The organism is Planktothrix pseudagardhii (genome assembly GCF_904830925.1).
Classification (GTDB): Bacteria; Cyanobacteriota; Cyanobacteriia; order Cyanobacteriales; family Microcoleaceae; genus Planktothrix; species Planktothrix tepida.
In genome coordinates this window covers 244,260-268,444 of sequence record NZ_LR882967.1, presented here as the reverse complement: position 1 = coordinate 268,444, position 24,185 = coordinate 244,260, and the positions used below count along the sequence as shown (strand labels likewise).

At 38.0% G+C, this 24,185-nt stretch carries 21 protein-coding genes; 9 read left to right on the top strand and 12 right to left on the bottom strand.

Annotated features, from left to right (window positions below; translation table 11 throughout):
- The first annotated feature begins 25 nt into the window (after positions 1-25).
- The 5 genes from sufC to NMK36_RS01020 all read left to right on the top strand — a co-directional run bounded on the left by sufC (position 26) and on the right by NMK36_RS01020 (position 5,298).
- Positions 26-808 (top strand): Fe-S cluster assembly ATPase SufC, encoded by a 783-nt coding sequence (sufC, locus tag NMK36_RS01040; protein ID WP_254172808.1) that lies wholly within the window; start codon positions 26-28, stop codon positions 806-808.
- Complete coding sequence (gene sufD, locus NMK36_RS01035) at positions 808-2,187, top strand: Fe-S cluster assembly protein SufD (RefSeq protein WP_254172807.1); 1,380 nt, start codon at positions 808-810, stop codon at positions 2,185-2,187. The genes sufC and sufD overlap by 1 nt, the downstream gene beginning before the upstream one ends.
- Positions 2,188-2,274: 87 nt before the next feature.
- A complete protein-coding gene (locus tag NMK36_RS01030; protein WP_072718985.1) occupies positions 2,275-3,537 on the top strand; it encodes a SufS family cysteine desulfurase in 1,263 nt (420 codons plus the stop codon).
- A 133-nt stretch (positions 3,538-3,670) separates the two neighbouring features.
- The gene (locus tag NMK36_RS01025) at positions 3,671-4,534 is read left to right on the top strand and encodes a Tab2/Atab2 family RNA-binding protein (protein ID WP_254172806.1); all 864 of its coding nucleotides are present in this window, start codon (positions 3,671-3,673) and stop codon (positions 4,532-4,534) included.
- Positions 4,535-4,623: 89 nt separating this feature from the next.
- On the top strand, positions 4,624-5,298 hold the full coding sequence (locus NMK36_RS01020; RefSeq protein ID WP_254172805.1) for a Uma2 family endonuclease: 675 nt from the start codon (positions 4,624-4,626) through the stop codon (positions 5,296-5,298).
- Positions 5,299-5,341: 43 nt separating this feature from the next.
- Here the strand turns inward: NMK36_RS01020 and NMK36_RS01015 are convergent, their stop codons facing one another.
- Positions 5,342-7,270, bottom strand: a complete 1,929-nt coding sequence (locus NMK36_RS01015; protein ID WP_193869005.1) for a heavy metal translocating P-type ATPase — start codon at positions 7,268-7,270, stop codon at positions 5,342-5,344.
- Between the two features lie 220 nt (positions 7,271-7,490).
- On the opposite strand from NMK36_RS01015, the gene NMK36_RS01010 reads away from it, so the two are divergent.
- Positions 7,491-8,441, top strand: a complete 951-nt coding sequence (locus NMK36_RS01010) for a metal ABC transporter solute-binding protein, Zn/Mn family (RefSeq protein WP_254172804.1) — start codon at positions 7,491-7,493, stop codon at positions 8,439-8,441.
- 17 nt (positions 8,442-8,458) lie between these two features.
- Positions 8,459-9,277 (top strand): metal ABC transporter ATP-binding protein, encoded by an 819-nt coding sequence (locus NMK36_RS01005; RefSeq protein ID WP_254172803.1) that lies wholly within the window; start codon positions 8,459-8,461, stop codon positions 9,275-9,277.
- A gap of 39 nt (positions 9,278-9,316) precedes the next feature.
- Here NMK36_RS01005 and NMK36_RS01000 read toward each other — a convergent pair whose 3' ends face one another.
- The 7 genes from NMK36_RS01000 to NMK36_RS00970 all read right to left on the bottom strand — a co-directional run bounded on the left by NMK36_RS01000 (position 9,317) and on the right by NMK36_RS00970 (position 15,997).
- Positions 9,317-10,153, bottom strand: coding sequence for a hypothetical protein (locus NMK36_RS01000; RefSeq protein WP_254172802.1), 837 nt, complete (start codon positions 10,151-10,153; stop codon positions 9,317-9,319).
- Positions 10,154-10,264: 111 nt separating this feature from the next.
- Entirely contained in the window at positions 10,265-10,744 is a 480-nt protein-coding gene (locus NMK36_RS00995) for a TerB family tellurite resistance protein (protein WP_072718979.1), read from the bottom strand.
- Positions 10,745-10,787: 43 nt separating this feature from the next.
- Complete coding sequence (locus NMK36_RS00990; protein WP_254172801.1) at positions 10,788-12,575, bottom strand: M61 family metallopeptidase; 1,788 nt, start codon at positions 12,573-12,575, stop codon at positions 10,788-10,790.
- A gap of 117 nt (positions 12,576-12,692) precedes the next feature.
- Entirely contained in the window at positions 12,693-13,373 is a 681-nt protein-coding gene (locus NMK36_RS00985) for a Crp/Fnr family transcriptional regulator (protein ID WP_072718977.1), read from the bottom strand.
- Positions 13,374-13,525: 152 nt separating this feature from the next.
- Positions 13,526-13,879, bottom strand: a complete 354-nt coding sequence (locus tag NMK36_RS00980) for a DUF1257 domain-containing protein (RefSeq protein WP_072718976.1) — start codon at positions 13,877-13,879, stop codon at positions 13,526-13,528.
- Positions 13,880-14,027: 148 nt separating this feature from the next.
- A complete protein-coding gene (gene ycf46 / locus NMK36_RS00975; RefSeq protein WP_072718975.1) occupies positions 14,028-15,548 on the bottom strand; it encodes a stress-responsive protein Ycf46 in 1,521 nt (506 codons plus the stop codon).
- Positions 15,549-15,646: 98 nt separating this feature from the next.
- Positions 15,647-15,997 (bottom strand): hypothetical protein, encoded by a 351-nt coding sequence (locus NMK36_RS00970; protein ID WP_072718974.1) that lies wholly within the window; start codon positions 15,995-15,997, stop codon positions 15,647-15,649.
- A 367-nt stretch (positions 15,998-16,364) separates the two neighbouring features.
- Here NMK36_RS00970 and NMK36_RS00965 point away from each other — a divergent pair, with 367 nt between their 5' ends.
- On the top strand, positions 16,365-20,147 hold the full coding sequence (locus NMK36_RS00965) for a DUF7149 domain-containing protein (protein WP_254172800.1): 3,783 nt from the start codon (positions 16,365-16,367) through the stop codon (positions 20,145-20,147).
- 90 nt (positions 20,148-20,237) lie between these two features.
- Here NMK36_RS00965 and NMK36_RS00960 read toward each other — a convergent pair whose 3' ends face one another.
- From NMK36_RS00960 to NMK36_RS00950, 3 genes are all read right to left on the bottom strand, one after another.
- A complete protein-coding gene (locus NMK36_RS00960; RefSeq protein ID WP_042152033.1) occupies positions 20,238-20,456 on the bottom strand; it encodes a type II toxin-antitoxin system HicA family toxin in 219 nt (72 codons plus the stop codon).
- Positions 20,456-20,701 carry a type II toxin-antitoxin system HicB family antitoxin gene (locus tag NMK36_RS00955; RefSeq protein WP_254172799.1) on the bottom strand — a complete coding sequence of 82 codons (246 nt, stop codon included), beginning with the start codon at positions 20,699-20,701 and terminating at the stop codon, positions 20,456-20,458. Before NMK36_RS00955 ends, NMK36_RS00960 begins: the two co-directional genes overlap by 1 nt.
- 101 nt (positions 20,702-20,802) lie before the next feature.
- Positions 20,803-21,006, bottom strand: coding sequence for a type II toxin-antitoxin system HicB family antitoxin (locus NMK36_RS00950; RefSeq protein WP_072718972.1), 204 nt, complete (start codon positions 21,004-21,006; stop codon positions 20,803-20,805).
- A 148-nt stretch (positions 21,007-21,154) separates the two neighbouring features.
- On the opposite strand from NMK36_RS00950, the gene NMK36_RS00945 reads away from it, so the two are divergent.
- A complete protein-coding gene (locus NMK36_RS00945) occupies positions 21,155-23,128 on the top strand; it encodes an ABC transporter ATP-binding protein (RefSeq protein WP_254172798.1) in 1,974 nt (657 codons plus the stop codon).
- Here NMK36_RS00945 and NMK36_RS00940 read toward each other — a convergent pair.
- Entirely contained in the window at positions 23,121-24,185 is a 1,065-nt protein-coding gene (locus tag NMK36_RS00940) for an MAE_28990/MAE_18760 family HEPN-like nuclease (protein ID WP_254172797.1), read from the bottom strand. The genes NMK36_RS00945 and NMK36_RS00940 overlap by 8 nt on opposite strands.

Genomic DNA, 24,185 nt, shown 5'->3' with positions numbered 1-24,185 from the left:
AGAAAAAATCTCACAACGGACAACCATGATTAAAGAGAACAGTGAAATTATTCTATCCGTTAAAAATTTAACGGCTAATATTGACGACAAACAAATCCTTAAGGGGTTTAATTTAGAAATCAAAGCCGGAGAAATCCACGCTATTATGGGTTTAAATGGTTCAGGGAAAAGTACCTTTTCTAAAGTTTTAAGCGGACATCCGAGCTACGAAGTCACTGGAGGGGAAATTACCTTTTTAGGTCAAAATTTATTAGAATTAGAACCTGAAGAACGCGCCTTAGCCGGAATTTTCTTGGCGTTTCAATATCCCATTGAAATTCCGGGAGTGAGTAATTTAGACTTTCTGAGAGTTGCTTATAATGCTCATCAAAAACATAAAGGATTAGAAGAATTAGATGCCTTTGATTTTGATGAATTAGTGCGGGAAAAATTAGACATTGTTAAAATGCGCGATGAATTTTTAGAACGCAGCGTTAATGAAGGATTCTCTGGGGGAGAGAAAAAACGCAATGAAATTTTACAAATGGCGTTATTAGAACCCAAATTAGCCGTTTTAGATGAAACAGATTCGGGTTTAGATATTGATGCGTTGCGAATTGTTGCCAATGGTGTTAATCAGTTAGCCAACGAAAATAACGCCTTGTTAGTGATTACCCATTATCAACGGTTACTCGATTATATTGTGCCGGATTATGTTCATGTTGTGTCCGATGGACGCATTATTAAAACGGGGACAAAAGAACTCGCCTTAGAACTGGAAGAAAAAGGCTATGATGATGTTGTTGCTTCGGCAATGGTGGGGGTTTAATGAACAATAGTACAATCACAGAAAAACAGGAAGTGTCCTATTTAAACCATCTGTTAGAACAAATTCAAAGCGAAGTCTCTCAACCGTCTCTTCAAAGCTCCTTGGCATCGGAAGTTACCCTTCAATTGCAAAATATTCGGGATCATGCCTTAACTTGGGTTAAAGAATTAGAAATCCCTACCAGACAAGATGAAGAATGGCGGTTTACCGATTTATCTTCGTTATTAGAATATCAATTTCAAGTCGCTCCTTTTGTTCAATTACAACCCGAAGCGATCGCCTCTTTAATTGTACCGGAAGCCGAACACAAACGGATTGTCTTTATTAATGGGATTTATGCTCCCCATCTTTCCGATCTTCAAGACATTCCCGACGGGGTTTTTATTGGAAATTTAGCACAACTTCCTGAAAAATTACAAGAAAATCTTCCCCATTATCTCAGCCAACAACAAGGAAACCAAGACGTTTTTGCTACTCTTAATACCACTGGGTTTAAGGATGTTGCTGTTGTTTGGGTTGAAAAGAATAAAACAATTGAAACCCCGATTCATTTATTATTCATCGCCTTACCGGATAACCGCCCGGTGATCAATCAACCCAGAGCATTAATTGTAGCAGAAACAGGAAGTTCATCTACTGTTATTGAACATTATGCAACCGCCGAAGTATTCGGATGTTCTGATCAGGTAAAAGTTCAACCCTATTTTACCAATGCCGTAACTGAAATTTACCTCGAAGAAAATGCCGAAGTCAACCATACAAGGCTACAACGGGGAGCAGGCACAGCATTTCATATTGGTAAAAATGTTGTTTTCCAAGGTCGAAATAGTCGCTATACTTGCCATGCTGTGAGTTTAGGTGCTAAACTATCCCGCCATAATTTAGAGATTTATCAACGGGGAGAAGCAACGGAAACGACGCTCAACGGATTAACATTAATTGGCAGTGAACAGTTGGCTGATACCCACAGTGCCATGATACTTAATCATCAACATGGGACATTTAATCAAGTCCATAAATGTATTATAGATCACAAAGCACATGGCGTTTTTAATGGTAAAGTCTTTGTGCCACAAACGGCACAGTTCACCAATGCTAATCAACTGAGTCGGAATTTATTGCTATCTTCAAAAGGAAGAATAGACACCAAACCTCAGTTAGAAATTGTGGCAGATAATGTCAAATGTTCCCATGGTGCAACCGTCAGTCAATTAGAAGAAGATGAAGTCTTCTATTTACGCAGTCGGGGGTTAAGTGAACTGATGAGTCGTCATCTGTTAATTGATGCTTTCGCGGCAGAAATTCTAGGCAAATTACCATCCGAAACGTTAAAACAGGTCTTATCCCGTTGCGTTTCTTGTCGCACTGAGTTTAGTTAACTCCAAAAACCGGGTTTCTCATCAAAATTTTTAGTTCAGAAACCTGGTTTCTATAGGAGCCTAAAATTAAATTTAAGGATCTTCAAAATAATGCTAACTCAAGAAAAAACACTTGCTGAAATTGTTCGTCAAGATTTCCCAATTTTGCATCAGGAAATCAACGGTCAACCCTTAGTTTATTTAGATAATGCCGCTACATCTCAAAAACCCTTAGCGGTCTTAAATGCTATTCAAGAGTATTATCAAAATTATAATTCTAATGTGCATCGGGGAGTTCATGTCTTAAGTGCAAAAGCAACGGATGCCTATGAAGCTGCACGGGTTAAAGTTGCTCAATTTATTAATGCTAAATCCTATCAAGAAATTGTCTATACCCGCAATGCCAGTGAAGCCATTAATTTAGTTGCCTATTCTTGGGGTTTAAATACCTTACAAGCCGGGGATGAAATTATTCTCAGCGTCATGGAACATCATAGTAATTTAGTTCCTTGGCAAATGGTTGCCCAAAAAACCGGGGCTGTGATCAAATTTGTGGAATTAACAGAAACTCAAGAATTCGACTTAGAACAGTTTAAAACCTTAATCTCAGACCGAACAAAATTAGTGTCTGTTGTGCATATTTCTAATACTTTAGGTTGCATTAATCCCATTGAAGAAATTACTCAAATTGCCCATGAATACGGTGCAAAAGTATTAATTGATGGTTGCCAAAGTGCGCCCCATACCCCCTTAGACGTGCAGAAAATTGATTGTGATTGGTTAGTGGCATCCGGTCATAAAATGTGTGCTCCAACGGGGATAGGCTTTTTATACGGCAAATTAGAAGTATTAGAAGCCATGCCACCCTTTTTTGGAGGGGGAGAAATGATTGCTGAGGTGTATTTAGATCATTTTACCGTCGGAGAATTACCCCATAAATTTGAAGCTGGAACTCCAGCCATTGGAGAAGCGATCGCTTTAGGGGCTGCTATTGATTATTTAATGTCAATTGGCATGGATAAAATCGCTGATTATGAACATGAATTAACGGCTTATTTGTATGAAAGATTGCGAGAAATTCCTGAGTTAAAACTCTATGGCCCCCTCCCCAATACTCAGGGAGAAGGAAGAGCCGCCTTAGCGTCTTTTAGTGTGGATGGAATTCATGCCAATGATTTATCAACCATGTTAGATGATGCGGGGGTTGCCATTCGTTCAGGACATCATTGTACCCAACCTTTACATCGTTATTTAGGGGTTAATGCTACCGCCAGAGCGAGTTTGTATTTCTACAATACAAAAGCCGAAATTGATGCGTTTATTGTGGCGTTAAAAGATGCGATCGCATTTTTTAAACAAATGATGAATTAAAACAGGGGTAGGGTGTGTCCGCGTTGACCCTATCTTAATTTTGAGCTTGGATACCCGGAAGCATTGATCACAACAACCGAATCACTCTAGCATTAACAACAGGGTAAACTTATGCAGCAGAATCTAACCATCAATGAAATCAACTATTTGGGAACTCGATTTTTATAGTCGCCCCCTGCGGGACGAAGAAGGTAAAAAAGTTTGGGAAGTCTTAATCTGTGAAACCCCGGTCAATATTGAAGATCGCGCTGAAACCATGTTTCGCTACACCCAGTTTTGTCCCAGTAACCAAGTTAACTCAATTTGGTTAAAAGAAGCACTTGAAACGGCGATCGCCCAAGCCCCTACCTCCCCCTCTCGCATTCGCTTTTTCCGCCGTCCCATGGCGAATATGATTTCCAAATCTTGTAAAGAATTAGCCATTCCTGCCTATGCGAGTCGGCGTACCTATGCCCTTTATCAATGGTTACAGGAACGGATGGAAAAATTGTATCCGACTTTAGAAAATTATCAAGAAGGTGCTAATCCTTCCGTTCAGTTTGTTCCATCTCAACCTCAACCCCTTCCTGATGCTTTGCGGGGGGATAAATGGGCATTTGTAACCTTAGAAGCTAGTGCTTTTTCTGATATGTCAGAATGGGATATTAGTTTTGGGGAAGCCTTCGGATTATCGATGGTGGGTTTAGCACCAGAAACCTTGATTCCAGGGTTCATTATTTACTCCTCTAGGGCGACTCCTTTAGCTGCTTGGATGTCAGGATTAGAATTAGCATATTTACGATTAGATAGCGGTTCTCGTCCGAGTTTATTATTAGAAACAGGGGAAAGTGAAAGCTGGATTTTAGCTAATTTACCCGATGCTAAAACCCAAGAGGAAGCTAAAAATTTTGAACTCACCAAAGAAAAGGCAAAAAATGTACATTTTTTAGCGGTTCAATCTAATCCCAATTCGGAATCCTTCGCCGGATTTTGGCTATTACAAGAACTAAAATTCTAATCCATCAGGTGCGTCAGCCTAGTGCCCGCACCACTCCTCAACTTAATGTTAAAATAAAATATACGTTCTCTTAAAATTAGGATGAAACCATGACAACTCTAGTTTCTATTCCTGAATTGGCTCAAACTCCTCAATGGCAACCTGCCACTTGGGAAGATTATTTAAGTTATGTTAATAATCGTTCTTTAGAAACCGTTAATATTACTTTTGATCAAGGATATTTGTGGATTGATATGGGAAATGAAGGAATTAATCACTCTAATGTGAACGATTTATTGAGTTTTTTATTTTATGTTTGGTTTTCGCGGGAACCTGGGGTATTAGCAAATTCCTTTAGTGGTTGTGTGATCGAAAAACCCAACCAACGGGCTGCTTCACCGGATAAAGTGTTATATATTGGTGAAAATTCTCCCAAATGGCAAGAAGGAGAACTACGCAGAATTAATTTAGAAAAGTGGCGAGTTCCTGATTTAGTTGGGGAAATTTCAGATACGACTTTAGCGATGGATTTAGATGAGAAAAAACAACTTTATGCAGCATTAGGAATTCCTGAATATTGGGTGATTGATATTCGCGGAAAACGGGTGATTGCGTTTCGCTTACAAGACAATGGTAAATACCAGGAAATTACCACGTCCATTGCTTTAAACGGTTTACCCATTGCTTTATTAGAATTAACCTTAGAACAATTAGAAAAAACCAATAATTTTAACGCCGCATTCTGGTTTTCTCAACAAATTTCTAATTTACAAAATCCCTCTTAGAAACCCAGTTTCTTCAAAAAACCGGGTTTCTAAGATTTCTGAATTAACTTTTTAATAACCGTAAACCACTTAATGTGACTAATACCGTTGATCCTTCATGTCCAATCACCCCAATTGGCATATTAATAGAACCGAAAAAGTTAGAAATTAATAAAATTACAATAAATGAAAGTGCAAAGGCAATATTTTGTTTAATAATACGGTTAGCCCGACGACCCAGTTTAATCGCTTTTAATATCTTACCCAATTGATCCGTCATTAACACAATATCAGCCGTTTCTAACGCCACATCATTTCCCGCACCCCCCATGGCAATGCCCACATCTGCTAAGGCTAAAGCGGGAGCGTCATTAATGCCATCTCCCACCATTGCCACCCCTTGATAACGGGTTTTTAATTGTCGAACAATGGTTAATTTATCCTCTGGTAATAAGTTAGCATAAACCAAATCAATATTCAACTGTTTTGCCACACTATCTGCGGTTCTTTGATGATCTCCCGTCAGCATAACAACTTGTTCAATGCCAAATTTTTTCAAATTTTTAATTAAGGTTTTTGCCTCTAACCGCACGGTATCAGCCACCGCAATTAACCCTAAAGTTTGCTGATTTTTAGCAATCCAAACCACTGTTTTTCCATCGGTTTCTAAATGATCACTAATTTCTATTAACTCAGGATTAACCTGAATCTGATGTTGCTCAATCCATTCTAATTTGCCGATAAAAATCTGGTCATCATCCACTTTTCCAATAATCCCTTCCCCGATTTGAGTGGCGACATTAACGGCGGTAATTCGAGGAATATTTTTTTCCACAGCAAATTTAGCAATAGCTTGTCCGATGGGATGTTCTGAAACGGATTCTACTGCGACCGCTAATTGTAATAATTCACTTTCTAAAACCCCAGCCGATGGAATAATATCGACAACTGTTAATTTTCCGGTTGTTAAGGTTCCCGTTTTATCAAAGGCGATGGCTTTTATGCGTCCAATTTTTTCTAATTGCGCCCCATTTTTAAATAAAATTCCATGTCTTGCCCCCGTAGCAATTCCTGATAATAATGCGGGCATAATAGAAGCCATTAAGGCACAGGGAGAAGCCACGACTAAAAAAATTAAGGCGCGATAAATCGTAGTTTCCCAATCCCATCCCAGGAATAAAGGCGGTAAAATTCCTAATGCTAGACCCATTAAAACAATGACTTGAGCATAACTTCGTTCAAATTTTTCCATCCATTGCTGAGAGGGAGGAGCATCGGTTTGGGCTTGTTCTACTAAATGAATCACCCGTTGAATTAAACTACTTTCAGGAGGTTGATGAACTTTTAATTGCAGTGCCCCATTTCCATTTAAAGTTCCCGCAAAAACCTCATCTCCAACGGTTTTATCAACGGGAATGGATTCTCCGGTAATGGGAGCTTGATTAAGGGTACTATTCCCCGATATAATAACAGCATCGGTGGGAATTCGTTCTCCCGGTTTGACTAAAATAATATCTCCAATTTTTAATTGATGAATCGGAATTTTTTGCTCTTGTTGATCCTTAATAACAGTAGCCGTATCAGGGGTTAATTCCATTAATTTATGGATATTGCGTTCTGTTTGCTGCATGGCAATACTTTCTAAAGCACCACTAATGGCAAAAATTAAAATTAAAATTCCGCCATCAATCATTAAAAAATAATCTTGTTTCCAAACCCCTAAAATAGCGGCTCCTAAAGCCGCAACAATCATTAATAAATCGACATCAAATTGTTTCTCTTTAAGAAGTGTGCTTAACCCATCTTTGGCACTTTCATAACCCCCAATCACATAAGCAATGGGTAATACTAAAAATGCGAATCCGACCCAGCCGAATTGTAAGCAAACCCAACCCATTAAGACCAAAATGGCACAAACTATTGCTGCAATTGCTTCAGGATAGTGCTGGAAAAAGTCCCGCACAGAGACTAGGGAATTAGAACGTTGATTCATCACCGGAGAATAAAGACTGCTGTTCTTAGGATAAACCGTGACCAGGAATTTTGAATTTTAGATTTTTGAGTGCAGGTTACTCCTGAAGATAGGGGAAACCCCCTTCCCAAAAAAAATGAAAACGATTATCATTATAGTTAAGTCAAGTTCCATGCCAAGGGTGCTAGTTCGCGGCGGGTGCTTGGTAAAGTGAGCAAGAAGGTACATTGAGGACATCAACATGAGGTTGTGCGTTTATCCCCCAATGGTAATGCTATTATTGGGGATCGGTTTAATCAGTGGGTGTAACACCGTTTCTACACCTAAAAATTTGGCTGAAAATAACCCCTCACCCGCAACAAAAACATCAACGGAAACTGCTAATTCTGTAATAGATATTACGGTTAGTATTATGCCACAAAAATATTTTGTAGAAAAAATTGGGGGGAAGAATGTTCGAGTTAATGTAATGATTCCCCCAGGGGTGGATTTACATAATTATGAACCCAAACCTCAACAATTACAAGCATTAAATGATGCCGAAGCTTATATAACCATTGGTGTTTCCTTTGAAACCGCTTGGATGGATCGAATTAAAGCCGCGAATCAAACAATGTTAATCGTGGATTCAACTCAAGGAATTGAGAGGATTCCAATGGTGGAACATCACCATGAAGAAGGAGAAAGTCACGGGGTTGAAGAAACTTTAGATCCTCATATTTGGTTATCTCCTAAATTAGTTAAAATTCAAGCTCAAAATATTTATAATGGATTAGTTAAAATTGATCCTAAACATCAAGCTGAATATCAAGCCAACTTAAATCAGTTTCTCACAGAAATTGATCAACTGAATCAACAAATTAGCCAAAACTTAACTCCCCTCAAAAATCGAAAGTTTATGGTCTTTCATCCCGCTTGGGGTTATTTTGCTAAGGATTATAACTTGGAACAGGAAGCCATTGAAGTTGGGGGACAAGAACCCAGTGCTGCGGAGTTAGCAGATTTAATTTCTGAGGCTAAACAAGACAATATTAAAATTATTTTTACCCAACCTGAATTTAGTCCGCGTTCTGCGGAAACCTTAGCGAAAGAAATCGGAGGTCAAGTTGTGTTCATTAGTGATTTAGATGAAAATTGGTCTGATAATTTATTAAAAGTTTCTGAAACCTTATCTCAAAGTTCAAACCCCTAATCATTTTAAAGTTAGCCATGATTTTACTTCCTAAATTTACCTTTGTACCTGTGTCAAATTCTCAAGATTTACCCCCAAACCCTTATCTAAAAAACGAAGTCATCCGTTTAAACCAAGTTTGGGCGGGTTATGATCCCCATGAACCCATTTTAGAAGAGATTAACTTAACGGTTCATGAATTAGATTTTTTAGGATTAATTGGCCCTAATGGAGGCGGGAAAACAACCTTAATTAAAGTGCTTTTAGGGTTACTTAAACCGTTAAAAGGAGAGGTTAAAATTATGGGTCGTTCTGTAATCCAAGGTCGGCGTTATTTGGGTTATGTTCCTCAAATTTTAGAGTTTGATCGCAATTTTCCCGTCCGGGTGGATGAAGTGGTGAGAATGGGACGGTTAGGAAAGCGTTCTTTATTCCAACCCTATACAAAAAAAGATGAAGAAATCGTGATTCAGGCTTTAGAAAAAGTAGAAATGTTAAACTTAAGAAATCGACCTATTGGGGAATTATCGGGAGGACAACGACAACGGGTTTATATTGCGAGAGCCTTAGCGAGTGAACCGCAAATTTTACTCTTAGATGAACCTACGGCTAGTGTTGACCCTAAAATGTGCAGCAGTATTTATGAGTTATTATTAAAATTAAATGAATATATCACCATTGTAATGATTACTCATGATATTAATACCATGTCTTCCTATGTTAAAACTATTGGCTGTTTAAATCGACGTTTACACTATCATGGAGAACAACAGATTACCCCGAAAATGTTAGAACAAACTTATCAAAATATAGCATTAGGGAGCAGGGAACAGGGAACAGGGAACAGGGAACAGTAAGCTGTAAAAAGGTTTCATGATTTAGACTTTCTTAAATTATTAATTATTTAATTCATCCGCTTTTTGTTGGGCTTGTTCTTGATTTTTACGATATAATATGGCGCGATCTTGGGCTATTTTATAACGTTCAAAATCAGGAGAGACTTCCGCCATTAAATCAGCAGCTTGTTGCCATTTTTGAGCAATTTCTAACCATTCTTGACGGGTATCCGCAACTTGTCCTTCGGCGGCGGCTTCAATTGCAAGTTTTACGCCTTGGGTAAACTGTTCTGCTGAAGATAAAGGTTGTTGAGGGGAAGGAGACACTTCAACCTTGTATTTTCGGTGAGATTGTAAGGCGTTGAATAATTGAAATTGTAACTCGCTGTATAGCCACAATCCTATTAATCCTAATAGTAAACTTACCCCAATACCTAAAATTAAACTCAGTGAAAATTGACGTTTTTCAGGCTTAGAATTTGAGGATAAATTGTTGACAATGGGTTGATTAGGGCTAGAACGATTAAACCACCGTTTAAAAAGATTGGGTTTTTTGAGAATAATATCTTCTGACCAGAGTAACTGCTCTTCTGGATCTTGGCTAATGGTTTCTAACCAAAGTAATTGCTGTTCTTTCAAGATGCGACTATTAATTCGGACTCGGCGAATATTACGCGGAGAAATAGACTCCAAAATTTCACGAATTTTAGTAACAATGGTTGTTTTTTCTAAAGATTCAGGATTTTTCGCCTCACAAAGCAGTTGCAAAACATCATGGGTAAAAACAGCACGAGTTCTTACCCCTAAATCAGTCATTTGTTCATTAATTACTTGAATGATGGCTGCAACACGACCATTATGGGCTTGTTTAGCAATGTCATTCATAGAATTTGACATATAACAGTTATCAAGTATCCGCATCATCAGTTATCAGTTATCAGGGGAAGATTTAACAGTTTATATCAAGAGTTGTTTGCTAAAAACTAAAAACTGATGACTGATGAGAGATTATTTTTGAATAAACTCTCCTAATTTACGAGTGATAGTTTCAATTAATTCTGTTTTAGAATGGGAGGGACTATCCATCTCAGATTCCAGACGTTGAACCACTTCTGGAGGGAGATTCAGTAATTGCAATAATTTCTGATAAGCCGCTGCTTCTTCCGGGTTGATTTTAGGTTCATCGGGGGTACGAGAACTAGAGTTAATCACTTCATACCCTAAAACGAGTACCAGTTCGCGTTCGGCTTGAGTTTCAAGTTTTGGAATTAACTCGTCTAAGGGAATATTTTGCATTAAATAATCCCTTAATTCCTGTTGAAGTTGTTGCTGTTGTTGTTCCTGTTTGGCGAACAAACGACTAAACTGATTCAACATCACGTCAACTTCTTCTGTTGCTAATTCTCCATCTGACCAAGCCATCGAGGTTACAACCCGCAATAGATTCATTTGACGGGGTGTAATTGAAGGAGGGGGTGGTACTTCCATCGCTTAACCTCTGAAATATTTTCCCCCATCATCTCATAAATTCTCATAAGTTGTGATAAGCACATCCTAACCAGCCTTCAAAATTTCGTTTTTGTTGAGGGGTGGGTTGGCTAACAGAAACGATTTTGTAATGATTAGGACGGGGAGATGTCAACGTAGCTTGACAAGTTCGCAACAAATCTTGATGAAAAAAGGTTAATTCTACTGTATCTCCCGGTTTGTAATCTTTTAAGCGTTCCTGGAATTGGTCAGAGGTGACTTTAAATCCATTGATGGCTAAAAGTTCATCGTGAATATCTAATCCTGCGGCTTCAGCCGGACTCCCGATTTCCACAAATTTAATGATTTCTCGACCTTTTTCCAATGCAAGTTTGCAGCCTAAATAGGGCGTTTCATCCGTTGTTTCAGCAATTAATTGTAAACCAAAGGGTTCTAAATATTGATTGTAGGAAAGTTCATCCAGTCCATACAAATACTTTTGGAAGAAATCGTTTAAAGAGGTTTCAGCAATAGATTCAATTACCTGTTCTAATTGTTCAGGAGTAAAACCAATTTCCGGCTGACCAAATTCTGACCACATTTGGCGCATGACATCATCGAGCGATCGCTGATTTCCCTGTTTTTCTCTGATTAATAAATCCAGTAAAAATGATACTAATTCCCCTTTTAAATAATAAGAGATTTGATTATTATCACTATGGGATTCTCGGCGATAAAGTTTAATCCAAGTATCCCAACTCGATTCACTTAAGGGTTGAACTAACCGCCCTGGAATTGTTTGTAACCGAGTAATATCTTTAGCGATCGCATTCAGAAAACCTTTAACATCAAAAATTCCCGCCCGGTAGGGAATCACCATATCATAATAACTGGTTGTCCCTTCCGAAAACCACAAAGAAGAAGTATAATTTTCCTGCTCATAATCAAAGACTTCCAACGCTTTTGGACGAATCCGTTTAACATTCCATAAATGGAAAAATTCATGGGCGACTAACTGCATAAACCGATTATATTTATCGGTGTTGCGAAACCCAAACCGAGAATAAATTAACGAACAAGAATCTTTATGTTCTAAACCGCCAAACCCTTGATTAGAAAGATGCAATAAAAACAAATAACGTTCGTAGGGTAATCCATCAAATAATTCTGATTCTACGGTAATAATTTTTTGAAAATCCGTCAGTAACCTTTCAGGATTAACATTCCCATCGCCCCAAATTGCTAATTGATGGGATTTTCCTTCAACTTGAAATTCATATAATCGATGGGTTCCAATTTCAAAGGGACTATCAACTAACGTATCAAAATCAGCCGCATAAAACGTATTAATTTGATGAGAAACCGTTGGTAAAATTGTGGTAACTATCCAATTTTTAGGGGGTTCTATAGTAACTTGAATCGGGTGTTGTTCATATCCGGGTACATACAGAAATAAAGCCGCCCCATTAAAATAACCATGAGATGAATCTAAATGATTGGTTCTAACACTTAATTCATTAGCAAAAATGCGATAGGAAACTCTAACTTCTGTTGCCGATTTCGAGTGAATTTGCCAATGATTTTTACTAACTTTTCTCCATTTTAAGGGGTTTCCGTCCTGATCACAAACGCCCCAATCTTGTAAATGTCGGGAATATTCCCGCACCAAATAAGACCCTGGAGTCCAAACGGGCATTTTTAGCGCTAAGGGGGAGGATGAAAGAATATCTCCTCGAATCTGTAACTTAATTTCAAATAAATGGGATTCGGGTTGAGGCATTCCCACCCAATATTGTAAAACAGGAGTAACCTCAGTCAAAGAATCAGGACGAGTTTGAGTTGCTTCAGTCATAATTTTGAGTGATTAAAAATAAGTTTATCCAAGAAATAGGGAATAGAAAACAGGGAGTTCATTCTATTTTCCCTATTCCCTATTCCCTATTCCCTATCTATTAAAATAGTTTCGGCTTTATTGACTGGCAAGATGGTTTAAATGTTTGAGATTGAGCAAATGAATCACTTGCCGTTCTTCATCAATCGTCATCCAGCCTTTACTCATAATTTTATCCATTATTTTGCTTGTTTCTTCCAAAGAAATATCTGTAACATCCGCTAAATCTTGGAAGGGAATATTAAAAATATCTGCCCCTTTTTCAGTGGGCTGACCGTAATTTTCAGCTAATTCTACGAGGGTATTGGCGAGTTTTACGGCTGGAGGTCGGTGACGAATTTGATAGCGTTGGTTGGTTTGGCGCAAACGACGCACCATCAATTGCAACATTCGATGATGAAGTTGGGGATCTTTAAACAACGTCTGGATAAAGCGTTGGGCAGAAACACTAATTAATCGGACTGACGATAAGGCGATAACATCATTAGCACGGGGAGATTCATCTAAAATCGCCATTTCTCCAAAAAAATCTCCGTGTCCTAAAATGGCTAATGTCACCACTTCATCTCCAGATAAGCGACGGACTTTCACCCATCCAGAAACGACAAAATAAACGGCATTTCCCCAAGCATCTTCCATGACAACAGCCCGGTCGGCGGGATATTCATGTTTGACAGCAACGGATAGTAGCCATTCTAATGTTTCAGGATTGGCCCCCTTGAATAGTGGAAAAAGCTCGCTAAAAGCTTCAGTTTGCATGAGAATTCGCTACGTTTTTTAAGTAGTAGATTACCGATCCACTATGATGAATATTACTAAGATATCTCATAAATTGATCCAGTTGCAAATAGAAAAACGGGTTAACCCGTGTAAATTTGGTTAACCCGCCAGCTTGGGAACGCTTTGACCAACTATTTTTGGACGACCAATTTCACGTTGGCATTTTGCAGACCGCGCTGTTTGACATCAGCTAAGGTCTTGTTAACGGCGTACTTTTGATTAATGGAGTTGATCAGTTCGGTCTGGTTGTGTTTTTTAGCAACACCCCACAGATCAGCAATTAAATCGTAGGTACCATCGCTGTTGCGAGACCAGCCCAGATCATATTCGCCTTCAAGGACTGCAACCAAGTCGGCACGAACCCGTTGGCCATTGTAACCCCGGACATCTGCGCTGGTTTTGGTGCTAATGCCGAGATCACGCAGAGAAGCTTTCAGGATTTCGGAATCGGTGATTTTGGTACGCAGTGTGCTAAAGTGAGACATTTAGGTATCCTCCGTGGAACTGAAAACGAAACAACAACGGTTTGGTTAGAATCAATGCCGCCTTTATCAGGGGACGGCTTTTTTTTTGGGAACTGCTAGCCTATTTTGGGGACTAGCCTTACCTCCTATTTGGACTAGGAGTAAGCTTTTAGAACTCCATGCGCTGATATTCAGCGACGGAGGACGCAGCCGGACGTGCACGCTGTCTTGCCCAATCTCGTAGTGCGGTGACCTGTTCGTTCATGGTCTTGGACAAGGGCAAAGTGGACTTAATCGCGGCAATGATATCAAGCTGCGTAAACTCGCGGTCTTGAGCAAAAGCCTCGTACATCGAAGCGATTACGGCTTGCTCAATTTCTGCTCCAGAAAAGCCTTCGGAAACGGTAGAAAGTTGTTCTAAATCGAAGCGTTCAATTTCCCGACGGCGTTTGGACAGATGAATTCTAAAAATATCTTGGCGTTCTTCTTTGGTGGGGAGATCTACAAAGAAGATTTCATCAAATCGGCCTTTTCTGAGGAATTCTCCGGGTAAACGTTCAACGCGGTTCGCCGTTGCCATCACAAATACAGGAGAGCTTTTTTCCTGCATCCAGGTGAGGAATGATCCAAAGATCCGGCTAGAAGTTCCGCCATCTGAGTCCGCACTTCCGGCACTTCCGGCAAAGGATTTATCTAATTCATCGATAAATAGAATCACCGGGGAAATAGATTCAGCCGTTTTTAAAGCGTTTCTCAGGTTGGCTTCGGAACGTCCCACCATTGAACCGTCATACACCCGACCCATATCTAATCGGAGTAAGGGTAATCCCCATAAACGAGAAGTGGTTTTTGCAATCAGGGACTTTCCGCATCCGGGTATCCCTAAGATTAACATTCCCTTGGGTTGAGGCAGACCGTATTCCCGTGCCCGTTCAGTGAAAGCGTTGGAACGTTGGTGCAGCCACCGCTTGAGTTCTTCTAAACCGCCCACTGAATCGATAGTTTCATCGACATCAATGTATTCTAAAATTCCATTGCGTCGAATCAGTTGCTTTTTCTCAGTGAGAACAACATCAACTTCTTCTTCAGTGAGATGTCCGGCGGTGACTTGAGCTTTCCGGTAGACTTTCTCAGCCTCATCCCGGGTTAAGCCTAATGCTGCTTTGAGCAGTTTTTCGCGTCCTTCGGTGGTTAAACGTCGAGACCGGGCTTGTTCGAGTTGGGCCGTTAACACTTGATTGAGTTCCTTCATATCGGGCAGAGCGAAGTCCAGAACCACAACTTCTTTCTCTAGCTCGATGGGAATGGATTGAATCGGCGACATCAAGATGATCGTCTTGTTTGTGCCTTTGAAGCTTGCGATCGCATCCCGTAAACACCGGGTCACTTCAGGAGAATCTTTGAAGGGATGCAAATCTTTAAAAATATAGATACCTCCGCTTACGTTAGGCTCTCTATGTCGAATCACCCATTCAATCGCCGCTTGAGGGGAAACGGTGTTGGACTGAACTGCTGTTCGTGCTTGATCATATTTGACTAAGCCACGAGTAACTGTCCACACATAAACCTCTCTCTGGCGTTTGGCTTGCGCGATTTTGGCGATAGCCTGCTCAGACCGCTCTTCCTCAGAGGTGACGAGGTAGATCAGAGGATATCGGGCTTCAATTAAGATACTAAGTTCTTCTTGCATAGTCCTCGATCCAATAGAGACGGTGTAACGTTTACAGAATTTCCGATTCCTAACGTCCGATTCTGAACACAACTCGCGCCAGCATCGAAGCCAGGGATTTAGCAGGGAACCAGTTCTTCTTCTCCCGATTGGGCCGTTGTCGATTCAACATCTCTGACGGATTGGACGGGGAGTTCATCATCGGATAGGACACTGGGTTGTTCTCTTAATGAGGTCAATTCCCCTTCCTTCATGACAATGGAACTGGAACAATCTGGACAGGAGTAAACCCGATGGGTTTGTCCGTAGGATGTCTCCACTTCGTCTACCAATTCGGGATTAGTCAGGTAGAAAACAATGGCTCGTTCAGCAATGGATGACATCGGTTCTGATTCAACTGCCGCTTTAATTTTTAATTTGCGGTGCAGTTCAGGCGGGAGATAGAGAGTTACCTTTTGCTTATTTTGCATAGGACAGTGAACTTGTGTACCCGGGTATGTATTTCAAGATAACGAACCCCTTCTCAGATGTCAAGACGCTATACCTCTATGACGGCATTATTGTAATATTTCGTTACATTGTGGAATTGACTCTATATATATAGAGTCAGAAACCGGGTTTCTCAACAGGTTTCTGGGTAGGTTAGCCATATCAACGCAGAAACCCGGTTTCTCTGGGATGTAGATGTTTCCCTCGTTTCTAGGTTCGACCTAGAAATGCTCATCAGGAGGCTCTGCCTCCCATACAATAGAATTAATTTGGAGGTAGAATCCCCTGAACCATTCCCAAGCTTTAGCCTGGGAACGATGATCAGTCTTGTTTCTTGAGGTTTTGAGCATGAACAATCACCCCAGACAACCCAGAGAAGCATTAAATAAAGCGTTTCTGAAAGTTAAAGTCAGCAGGAGCGATATTGAACAATTTAAAGCTAATTTGATTAATCTCCTTGATCACATTAATGAAAAGGAGTCAGAAGAATTTCATAAAAATCTCATGGCTGATTTCCTGAAAAATACCTATTATAGTCCTAACTATTTTATTAATACTAAAGAACGAAATGATCTGGTTATTCACAATCAAAAAGAGTCTAAAAGCAGTGTCGGTATTATTTTAGAAGTTAAAAAACCCAAAAATAAAGCTGAAATGGTGAAGGTTGAAAACCTTAATGCTAAAGCTTTACAAGAGTTAGTTTTATATTTTTTAAGAGAACGAATTAACAATAAAAACCTAGAAATTAAATATTTAATTATTACTAATATTTATGAATGGTTTATTTTTGATGCTCAGAGTTTTGAAAAATATTTTTGTGAAAATAAACCATTAATTCAACAATTTGAAGATTTTGAAGCCGGACGCTTAACGGGTAAAACAACGGATTTTTTCTATAAAGAAATTGCTAAACCTGCCATTGAAGCTATTAAAGATGAAATAATATTTACTTATTTTGATATTCGAGATTATGAACAATTTGTTAGAAATAATAACCCTGAAGATGATGAAAAATTGATTGCTTTATTTAAGTTACTGTCTCCTCAACATTTATTAAAATTACCCATTGCGAATGATAGTAATACTTTAGATAAAGGGTTTTATAGTGAATTACTGTATATTATTGGTTTAACTGAAACCAAAGAAAAGAATAAAAAACTAATCCAACGTCTACCCAAAGATAAACAAAATCCGGGTTCACTGATTGAAAATGCTATTTTACAACTCGATAGTTTAGATAAAATTTCTCGACTGGAAAACCCCGAACAATTTGGAGAAACTGAACCCGAAAAACTTTTTAATATTGCGTTAGAATTATCGATTACTTGGGTCAACCGGATTTTATTCTTAAAATTATTAGAATCTCAATTAATCACTTACCATAAAGGAAATCGTGATTTTGCTTTTTTAAATACAAATAAAATTCATGATTTGGGTGATTTAGATCGGTTATTTTTCCAAGTCTTAGCGGTTAAATCCAGTGAACGAAAACCGGATTTAACAGGAATATTTTCTCAGGTTCCTTATTTGAATAGTTCCCTGTTTGAACCCACTGAACTTGAACATCAAACTATTGTTATTAGTAATCTTAGAGAAGAAAAACTCCCGATTTTTTCATCAACGGTTTTAAAAGATGCTAACGGAAATAAACGGACGGGAGAACTCAACACCCTACACTATTTATTTGAGTTTCTGGATGCTTATGATTTTAGTAGCGAAGGGTCAGAAGGAATTCAAGAGGAACAAAAAACCTTAATTAATGCGTCGGTTTTAGGATTAATTTTCGAGAAAATTAACGGTTATAAAGATGGGTCATATTTTACCCCAGGTTTTATTACCATGTATATGTGTCGAGAAACTCTGCGGAAAGCGGTTGTTCAGAAATTTAATGAAATTAAAGGTTGGAATTGTCAAACATTGGATGATTTGTATGATAAAATTGAAGATAGAACCGAAGCAAATCAAATTATCAACCGTCTTAAAATTTGTGATCCGGCGGTGGGGTCAGGACATTTTTTAGTGTCAGCGTTAAACGAACTGATCGCCATTAAGCATGATTTGAAGATTTTACAAGATCAAGAGGGAAAGCGATTAAAAGAATATCAAATTACGGTAGAAAATGATGAATTAATCATTACCGACGAAGATAATCAACCGTTTAAATATACCCCTCAAAATAAAGAAAGTCAACGTATCCAAGAAACTTTATTTCACGAAAAACAAACGATTATCGAAAATTGTTTATTTGGGGTAGATATTAACCCGAACTCGGTTAAAATTTGTCGGTTAAGGTTATGGATAGAATTGTTAAAAAATGCCTATTATAAAGTGGAGAGTAATTACACGGAATTGGAAACTTTACCGAATATTGATATTAATATAAAATGCGGTAACTCGTTAATTAGTCGGTTTCCTTTGGATGCGGATTTAAAACCAGCATTAAAGAAAAATAAAATTGATATTGAAACTTATCAAAATGCGGTTGAAACCTATCGTCATGCTGAGAATAAACAGCAAAAGCGAGAGATGGAAAAGTTTATGAATACCATTAAAGGTAATTTTAAAACCACCCTTCAAGGAACTGACCCCAAGAAAACGAAGTTAAGACAGTTAGAGGGAGAAATTGATAAATTAGAGAATCAACTTTTATTATTTGAGGAAACTAAAGCGGAACAGAAAGCACGGGAAAGGAAAATTGCTAAGTTAAATAATGAGATTGATAAATTAAGGATAGAAATTGAGGAAATCGAAAGCGGTAAGATTTATGAAAATGCGTTTGAATGGCGGTTTGAGTTTCCTGAAGTTTTGGATGATATAGGAAGGTTTATTGGGTTTGATGTTGTGATAGGTAATCCGCCTTATATTAGACAAGAAGAGATTAAGGAATTTAAGGCAATTTTACAGAAAAATTATCAATGTTATACAGGTATTAGTGATATATTTGTTTACTTTTATGAATTAGGTTTGCATATATTAAAAGCAAAAGGTAATTTAATTTATATCTCCTCTAATAAATATTTGAGAGCAGGTTATGGTGAAAAGTTACGTCAACTTTTGACAGATAAAACAACGATTTATCATTTAATCGATTTCGGTGATTTTCCGGTTTTTGAAGAAGCGATCGCTTATCCTAGCATTATCTCTTTAAGTAAATTTAAATCTGACGCGAATGAATTAAAAGCTTTATCATGGGATCTAACAAAAAAACAAAATATTGCACAATTTGTGACGGTTTTAGAGCAGGATAGTTTGATAATTCCTCAGAGAAACTTAAAATCTGATGGTTGGCGACTAGAATCTTCTCAGGTATTGGACTTGCTTGCGAAACTACAAAATACTGGTACACCGTTAGGAGAATATGTAAATGGTAGATTTTATTATGGTATTAAAACAGGATTTAACGAGGCTTTTATCATTGATCGCCAAACAAGAGATAAATTAATTGCTGAACATTCTTCGTCTGCGGAAGTTATTAAACCTTTGCTGCGTGGTCGTGATGTTAAAAGATGGCGAGTAGATTTTGCTGATCAATATTTGATCAAAATTGAATCTTCTGAAAATAAAAAACATCCTTGGTCTGATCAACCAGAAAAAGAAGCAGAAAAGATTTTTTATAACACATACCCTGCGATTTATCAATATTTTAATCAATTTAAGGAAGCCTTAATTAAAAGATGCGATCAAGGTAAATTCTTTTGGGAATTGCGATCTTGTATTTACTGGAAAAAATTTGAACAATCTAAGATTATCTATCCAAATATTTGTAAGAGTAATGAATTTGCTTGGGATGAATTAGGCTATTATACAAACCAGAAAGCATTTATTATTCCTACCAATGATAAATTTCTACTAGCAGTTCTTAACTCTAGCGTAGTGCGATTTTTGTTTGAGAATTTACTATCAAAATTACAGGGTGATTTCTACGAACCAAGCTCAATATTTATGAAAGATTTCCCTATTCCCTCCTCCAGCCAATCAGAGCGTGAAGCCATAACAAACCTTGTTCAAAAATGTCTTAATCCTCAAGAGGAAGATGTTAATAAGATCGAAACGGAAATCGATAAACTGGTTTATCAATTATATGGATTAACAGAAGAAGAAATTAAAATTGTTGAGGGGATAACAGATTAGGGAATTAAGATATAATAGAAAGCGATCGCTTAACCTTGAATGATAATCCAGTATCCGCGTCCTCACTCACTGACTATCTAGGGCAATTTATTATAGTTTTTCCCATTCATCTCGGCTAATATTTGCCTGACGTAACAGCCGACTCAGTAAATTTTTACTAATATCACCTTGATGGGGATTAGGAATAGTTAACCTGACTTCATCCTTAATCATATATTGATGTTTTCCCCCAGGATATGGCCCTTGAAAACCAGCTAGTTTCAAATAACGCACAAAATCTTTCCATTTAATTGCAGAAAATGGTGGCATTAAGCAACCTCGTTTTCAAAATTTAAGTTAATCTGGTCTAAAATCGGTAATCGATGACCCAAACGTAACCCTAAAATGATCCATCCTTCTAACGCATCTTGTAAATTTTCCCGACATTCTTCTAAGGTTTTACCACTACTCCAAACACCCTGACAGTCGGGTATTTCTCCATAAAATATCCCATCCTCTAAGATCTCATATTTTGCTCGATTCATGGCTGCATAAATATAATCTGTTAACATCATTTAAAGTTTCCTTAAGAATAAGTTAAACTCAACCTTTGATTCTTTTAAAATCCAGCCTTTTCTAACCAAGATTTTATAAAATTTTTTCCCAGAAATTGATTTCATACTGCAATTTCCACAATGCGGTCAGTTTCTTTTTCCTTTAGACTTTCATTTGCCACCTCTAACCAACCTTGTATCGCTTCTTGCAGATTTTTCATCACTTCTTCCCAAGTTTCTCCTTGGGTCACACATCCAGGGAGTGCAGGAACTTCTGCCCAATACCCTCCCTCTTCAGCTTCGTGAACAATAGCTTTAATATTCATAATTGAGTAAAGTCGCTATTTTTTCTATTTTCGGATTTTAGCATTGATGCAATCCTTTCGGGTTTGTCCAACGCCATTCTATCCCCTATTCCCCGATCTTCTGTTAAATTGATTCAAGATATAGAAATGTATAGAGGCGGTAACTTCCATGCAATATGTTGTTCTGAATGTGAATGATCTGCGGGTTGAGTTTGACACCGATGAACGGACTGTTACCGCCGTTGATGGAATTTCCTTTCAGGTGGGACGGGGAGAAACGTTAGGAATTGTGGGAGAGTCCGGTTCAGGAAAATCCGTGACCGCCTTGGCAATTATGGGGTTACTTTCCACCGCCACCGCGAAAGTAGAGGGAGAAATTGAGTTTCAAATTCCTGAATCTGAAGATTATAGTCCCTATTCCCAACCTGTTAATTTATTGCAACTTTCACCGACTCAAAAACAAACCTATCGAGGCGGTCAAATTTCCATGATTTTTCAGGAACCCATGACCTCTTTAAACCCCGTTTTTACCATTGGGTTTCAATTAACAGAAGCCATTATGCAGCATGAACAGGTTTCTCCAAAACAGGCGATGTGGAAAGCCGCATCATTATTACAGGAAGTGAAATTACTCCCCAGTGATGATGAATTAATGCAGCAAGCGTTAGAAGCACAAAAACATCAATCAATCTCTCGTTCTCCCCAGGAATTACAAGATAAACGGAGCCGAAAACGGGAAGTGATTCAACAAATTAATGCTCAAAAACGAGCCATGTTAGATCGATATCCCCATGAATTATCCGGGGGACAATTGCAACGGGTGATGATTGCCATGGCAATTTCTTGTAACCCGATATTATTAATTGCAGATGAACCGACAACGGCGTTAGATGTGACGGTACAAGCAACAATATTAGATTTACTTCAAGAATTACAAGAACGCCGAGGAATGGCGATGATTTTTATTACCCATGATTTAGGAATTGTGGCTCAAATTGCGGATCAAGTGGCGGTGATGTTCCAAGGGAAAATAGTTGAATCTGGAACAATTCAGCAAATTTTTACAACCCCTCAAAATCCCTATACAAAAGGATTATTAGCTTGTCGTCCAACGTTAGATACTCCGGCTGAACGTTTACCAACGGTGGCTGATTTTATGGATATTATTACGCTGGATAATGGAGAGGTAGAAATCCGAGAAAAGACTTTAGTAGAACCTGTTAAAAGTTATAATAATATTGCTTTAAAATCTAAGGCATTTTTATCTAGTTTACCCTCAGATCAACCTCTTTTATCGGTTAAAAATTTAAGAGTTGCGTTTAAAATCCCAGGAATATTAGGAAAAACCAAACGATTATTAATGGCGGTTAATGATGTTTCATTTGATGTTTATTCGGGGGAAACATTAGGGTTAGTGGGAGAGTCAGGATGTGGAAAAAGTACCTTATCCAGAGCGATTTTACAACTGATTAGACCCTTGAGTGGTCAAGTCTTTTTTGAAGGTCAGCATATTACGGCTCCTCCGTTAGAAACCTCAATGTTCAGTGGGTTGAAAAATTATCGAAATCAACAACAATTTAATCAAAAAATGCGTTGGGTCAGACGGAATCTGCAAATTATTTTTCAAGATCCTTTTAGTTCCCTTGACCCTAGAATCAGCATTGGGGATGCGGTCATGGAACCGTTAATTATTCATTCAGTCGGACAAACGTTTCAGGACAAATGCGATCGCGTTGCTTATTTATTAGAACGAGTCGGGTTAAATCCTGATTTAATGCGACGTTATCCCCATGAATTTTCCGGGGGACAACGCCAACGAATTTGTATCGCCAGAGCCTTAGCATTGAACCCTAAATTTATTATTTGTGATGAATCTGTTTCAGCGTTAGATGTGTCGGTACAGGCGCAAGTATTGAACTTATTAAAAGAGTTACAAGCGGAATTTAATCTCACTTATATTTTTATTTCCCATGATTTAAGTGTGGTTAAATTTATGAGTGATCGCATGATTGTAATGAATCAAGGAAAAATCGAAGAAATGGGAACCGCCGATGAAATTTATCGCCATCCCAAACAAGCCTATACTCGTCAATTAATTGCTTCTATTCCTTCAGGAAATATTAGAAGTAGTAACTTTAATTGATTAGATACAGGCTAAATCCTTTTCGAGTATCAATATTAAACTTTAATCCCACTTCTGTAGGAGAAGATATTTTAACTTCATTTCTAGGTTGACTGTCTATTTGAATACTCTCAATTCTCGTCAAAGAACAATAAGAGGATTCTTCATTTACTAGAAATAACTTATCTCCTACAGATAAAGTTATATTCTCTACTATTACGATGGCTGCTTTTTGCTTTTTAAACCACTCCGTAACTCGTCCAACTTTTTGAGCTTGTCCAATGGATACTTTTTTTAAAAGGATTTGATAAGTTACTAATTCAGCTAAAGCTTGGCATAATGCTTCGACAAAATCTGCTAAATATAGCAATTCTTGAATTCCTAAAATTTCATTAATTGATCCATGTGCTGCTTTATTCCGATAGTGAATAAATTGTTGAAGTTCTGCTTCGGCGGTATTTTGATTTCCTCGGACTTGCTCTATAAAATATTTAATCTGTCGATGGTGAATAATCCATTCCCAAGCCTTTTCAATTCCCGCTTTAGTGAATAATTCCACTAACGCATCCTTTCTTAAATTTTGTTCATGGAATATAAAAATTTCAGGCAGTAACTCGTATTTTTCATGATCACTAATGGCAGCCAAAAACCCTTGAACCACTTTTTTATAATAAATAGATAGATTTTGGTTTTCAGGGTCTTCAAATCGTATCTTTTTCGGGTATATTAATAATCGTCCTATTCCCTCTCGATGGGTATTTTGAATTGTTTCATCTAAATCGGAATAACTGGAAATTAACTCAGGTAAAAGTTGTAACCATTCGGAGATTAAATCTTCAACAAATCGTTCATAAATGGCGTACAATCGCATTACAGTAGCACAGTGGTCATAGATTTTCCATTCAATTTCTCCAGGAAATTCTTGAGCCAATTCCAGAAAATCATTATTTTCCGGCAATGGATCTTTATTTAAACTTTGTTTTCCAAAAACAATTGCCCTAAGTCTATCATTAGTCTGGAGCATTGCACGAACAGTTGCAATTTTTATACTGGATGTTTCTAAAAGATTCTCAAACAT

Bases quoted from the DNA above. Each gene is read 5' to 3' on its own strand.
- sufC (WP_254172808.1), top strand. From the start codon at position 26: ATGATTAAAGAGAACAGTGAAATTATTCTATCCGTTAAAAATTTAACG.
- sufD (WP_254172807.1), top strand. From the start codon at position 808: ATGAACAATAGTACAATCACAGAAAAACAGGAAGTGTCCTATTTAAAC.
- NMK36_RS01025 (WP_254172806.1), top strand. From the start codon at position 3,671: ATGAAATCAACTATTTGGGAACTCGATTTTTATAGTCGCCCCCTGCGG.
- NMK36_RS01020 (WP_254172805.1), top strand. From the start codon at position 4,624: ATGACAACTCTAGTTTCTATTCCTGAATTGGCTCAAACTCCTCAATGG.
- NMK36_RS01015 (WP_193869005.1), bottom strand. From the start codon at position 7,270: ATGAATCAACGTTCTAATTCCCTAGTCTCTGTGCGGGACTTTTTCCAG.
- NMK36_RS01010 (WP_254172804.1), top strand. From the start codon at position 7,491: ATGAGGTTGTGCGTTTATCCCCCAATGGTAATGCTATTATTGGGGATC.
- NMK36_RS01005 (WP_254172803.1), top strand. From the start codon at position 8,459: ATGATTTTACTTCCTAAATTTACCTTTGTACCTGTGTCAAATTCTCAA.
- NMK36_RS01000 (WP_254172802.1), bottom strand. From the start codon at position 10,153: ATGTCAAATTCTATGAATGACATTGCTAAACAAGCCCATAATGGTCGT.
- NMK36_RS00995 (WP_072718979.1), bottom strand. From the start codon at position 10,744: ATGGAAGTACCACCCCCTCCTTCAATTACACCCCGTCAAATGAATCTA.
- NMK36_RS00990 (WP_254172801.1), bottom strand. From the start codon at position 12,575: ATGACTGAAGCAACTCAAACTCGTCCTGATTCTTTGACTGAGGTTACT.
- NMK36_RS00985 (WP_072718977.1), bottom strand. From the start codon at position 13,373: ATGCAAACTGAAGCTTTTAGCGAGCTTTTTCCACTATTCAAGGGGGCC.
- NMK36_RS00980 (WP_072718976.1), bottom strand. From the start codon at position 13,879: ATGTCTCACTTTAGCACACTGCGTACCAAAATCACCGATTCCGAAATC.
- ycf46 (WP_072718975.1), bottom strand. From the start codon at position 15,548: ATGCAAGAAGAACTTAGTATCTTAATTGAAGCCCGATATCCTCTGATC.
- NMK36_RS00970 (WP_072718974.1), bottom strand. From the start codon at position 15,997: ATGCAAAATAAGCAAAAGGTAACTCTCTATCTCCCGCCTGAACTGCAC.
- NMK36_RS00965 (WP_254172800.1), top strand. From the start codon at position 16,365: ATGAACAATCACCCCAGACAACCCAGAGAAGCATTAAATAAAGCGTTT.
- NMK36_RS00960 (WP_042152033.1), bottom strand. From the start codon at position 20,456: ATGCCACCATTTTCTGCAATTAAATGGAAAGATTTTGTGCGTTATTTG.
- NMK36_RS00955 (WP_254172799.1), bottom strand. From the start codon at position 20,701: ATGATGTTAACAGATTATATTTATGCAGCCATGAATCGAGCAAAATAT.
- NMK36_RS00950 (WP_072718972.1), bottom strand. From the start codon at position 21,006: ATGAATATTAAAGCTATTGTTCACGAAGCTGAAGAGGGAGGGTATTGG.
- NMK36_RS00945 (WP_254172798.1), top strand. From the start codon at position 21,155: ATGCAATATGTTGTTCTGAATGTGAATGATCTGCGGGTTGAGTTTGAC.
- NMK36_RS00940 (WP_254172797.1), bottom strand. From the start codon at position 24,185: ATGTTTGAGAATCTTTTAGAAACATCCAGTATAAAAATTGCAACTGTT.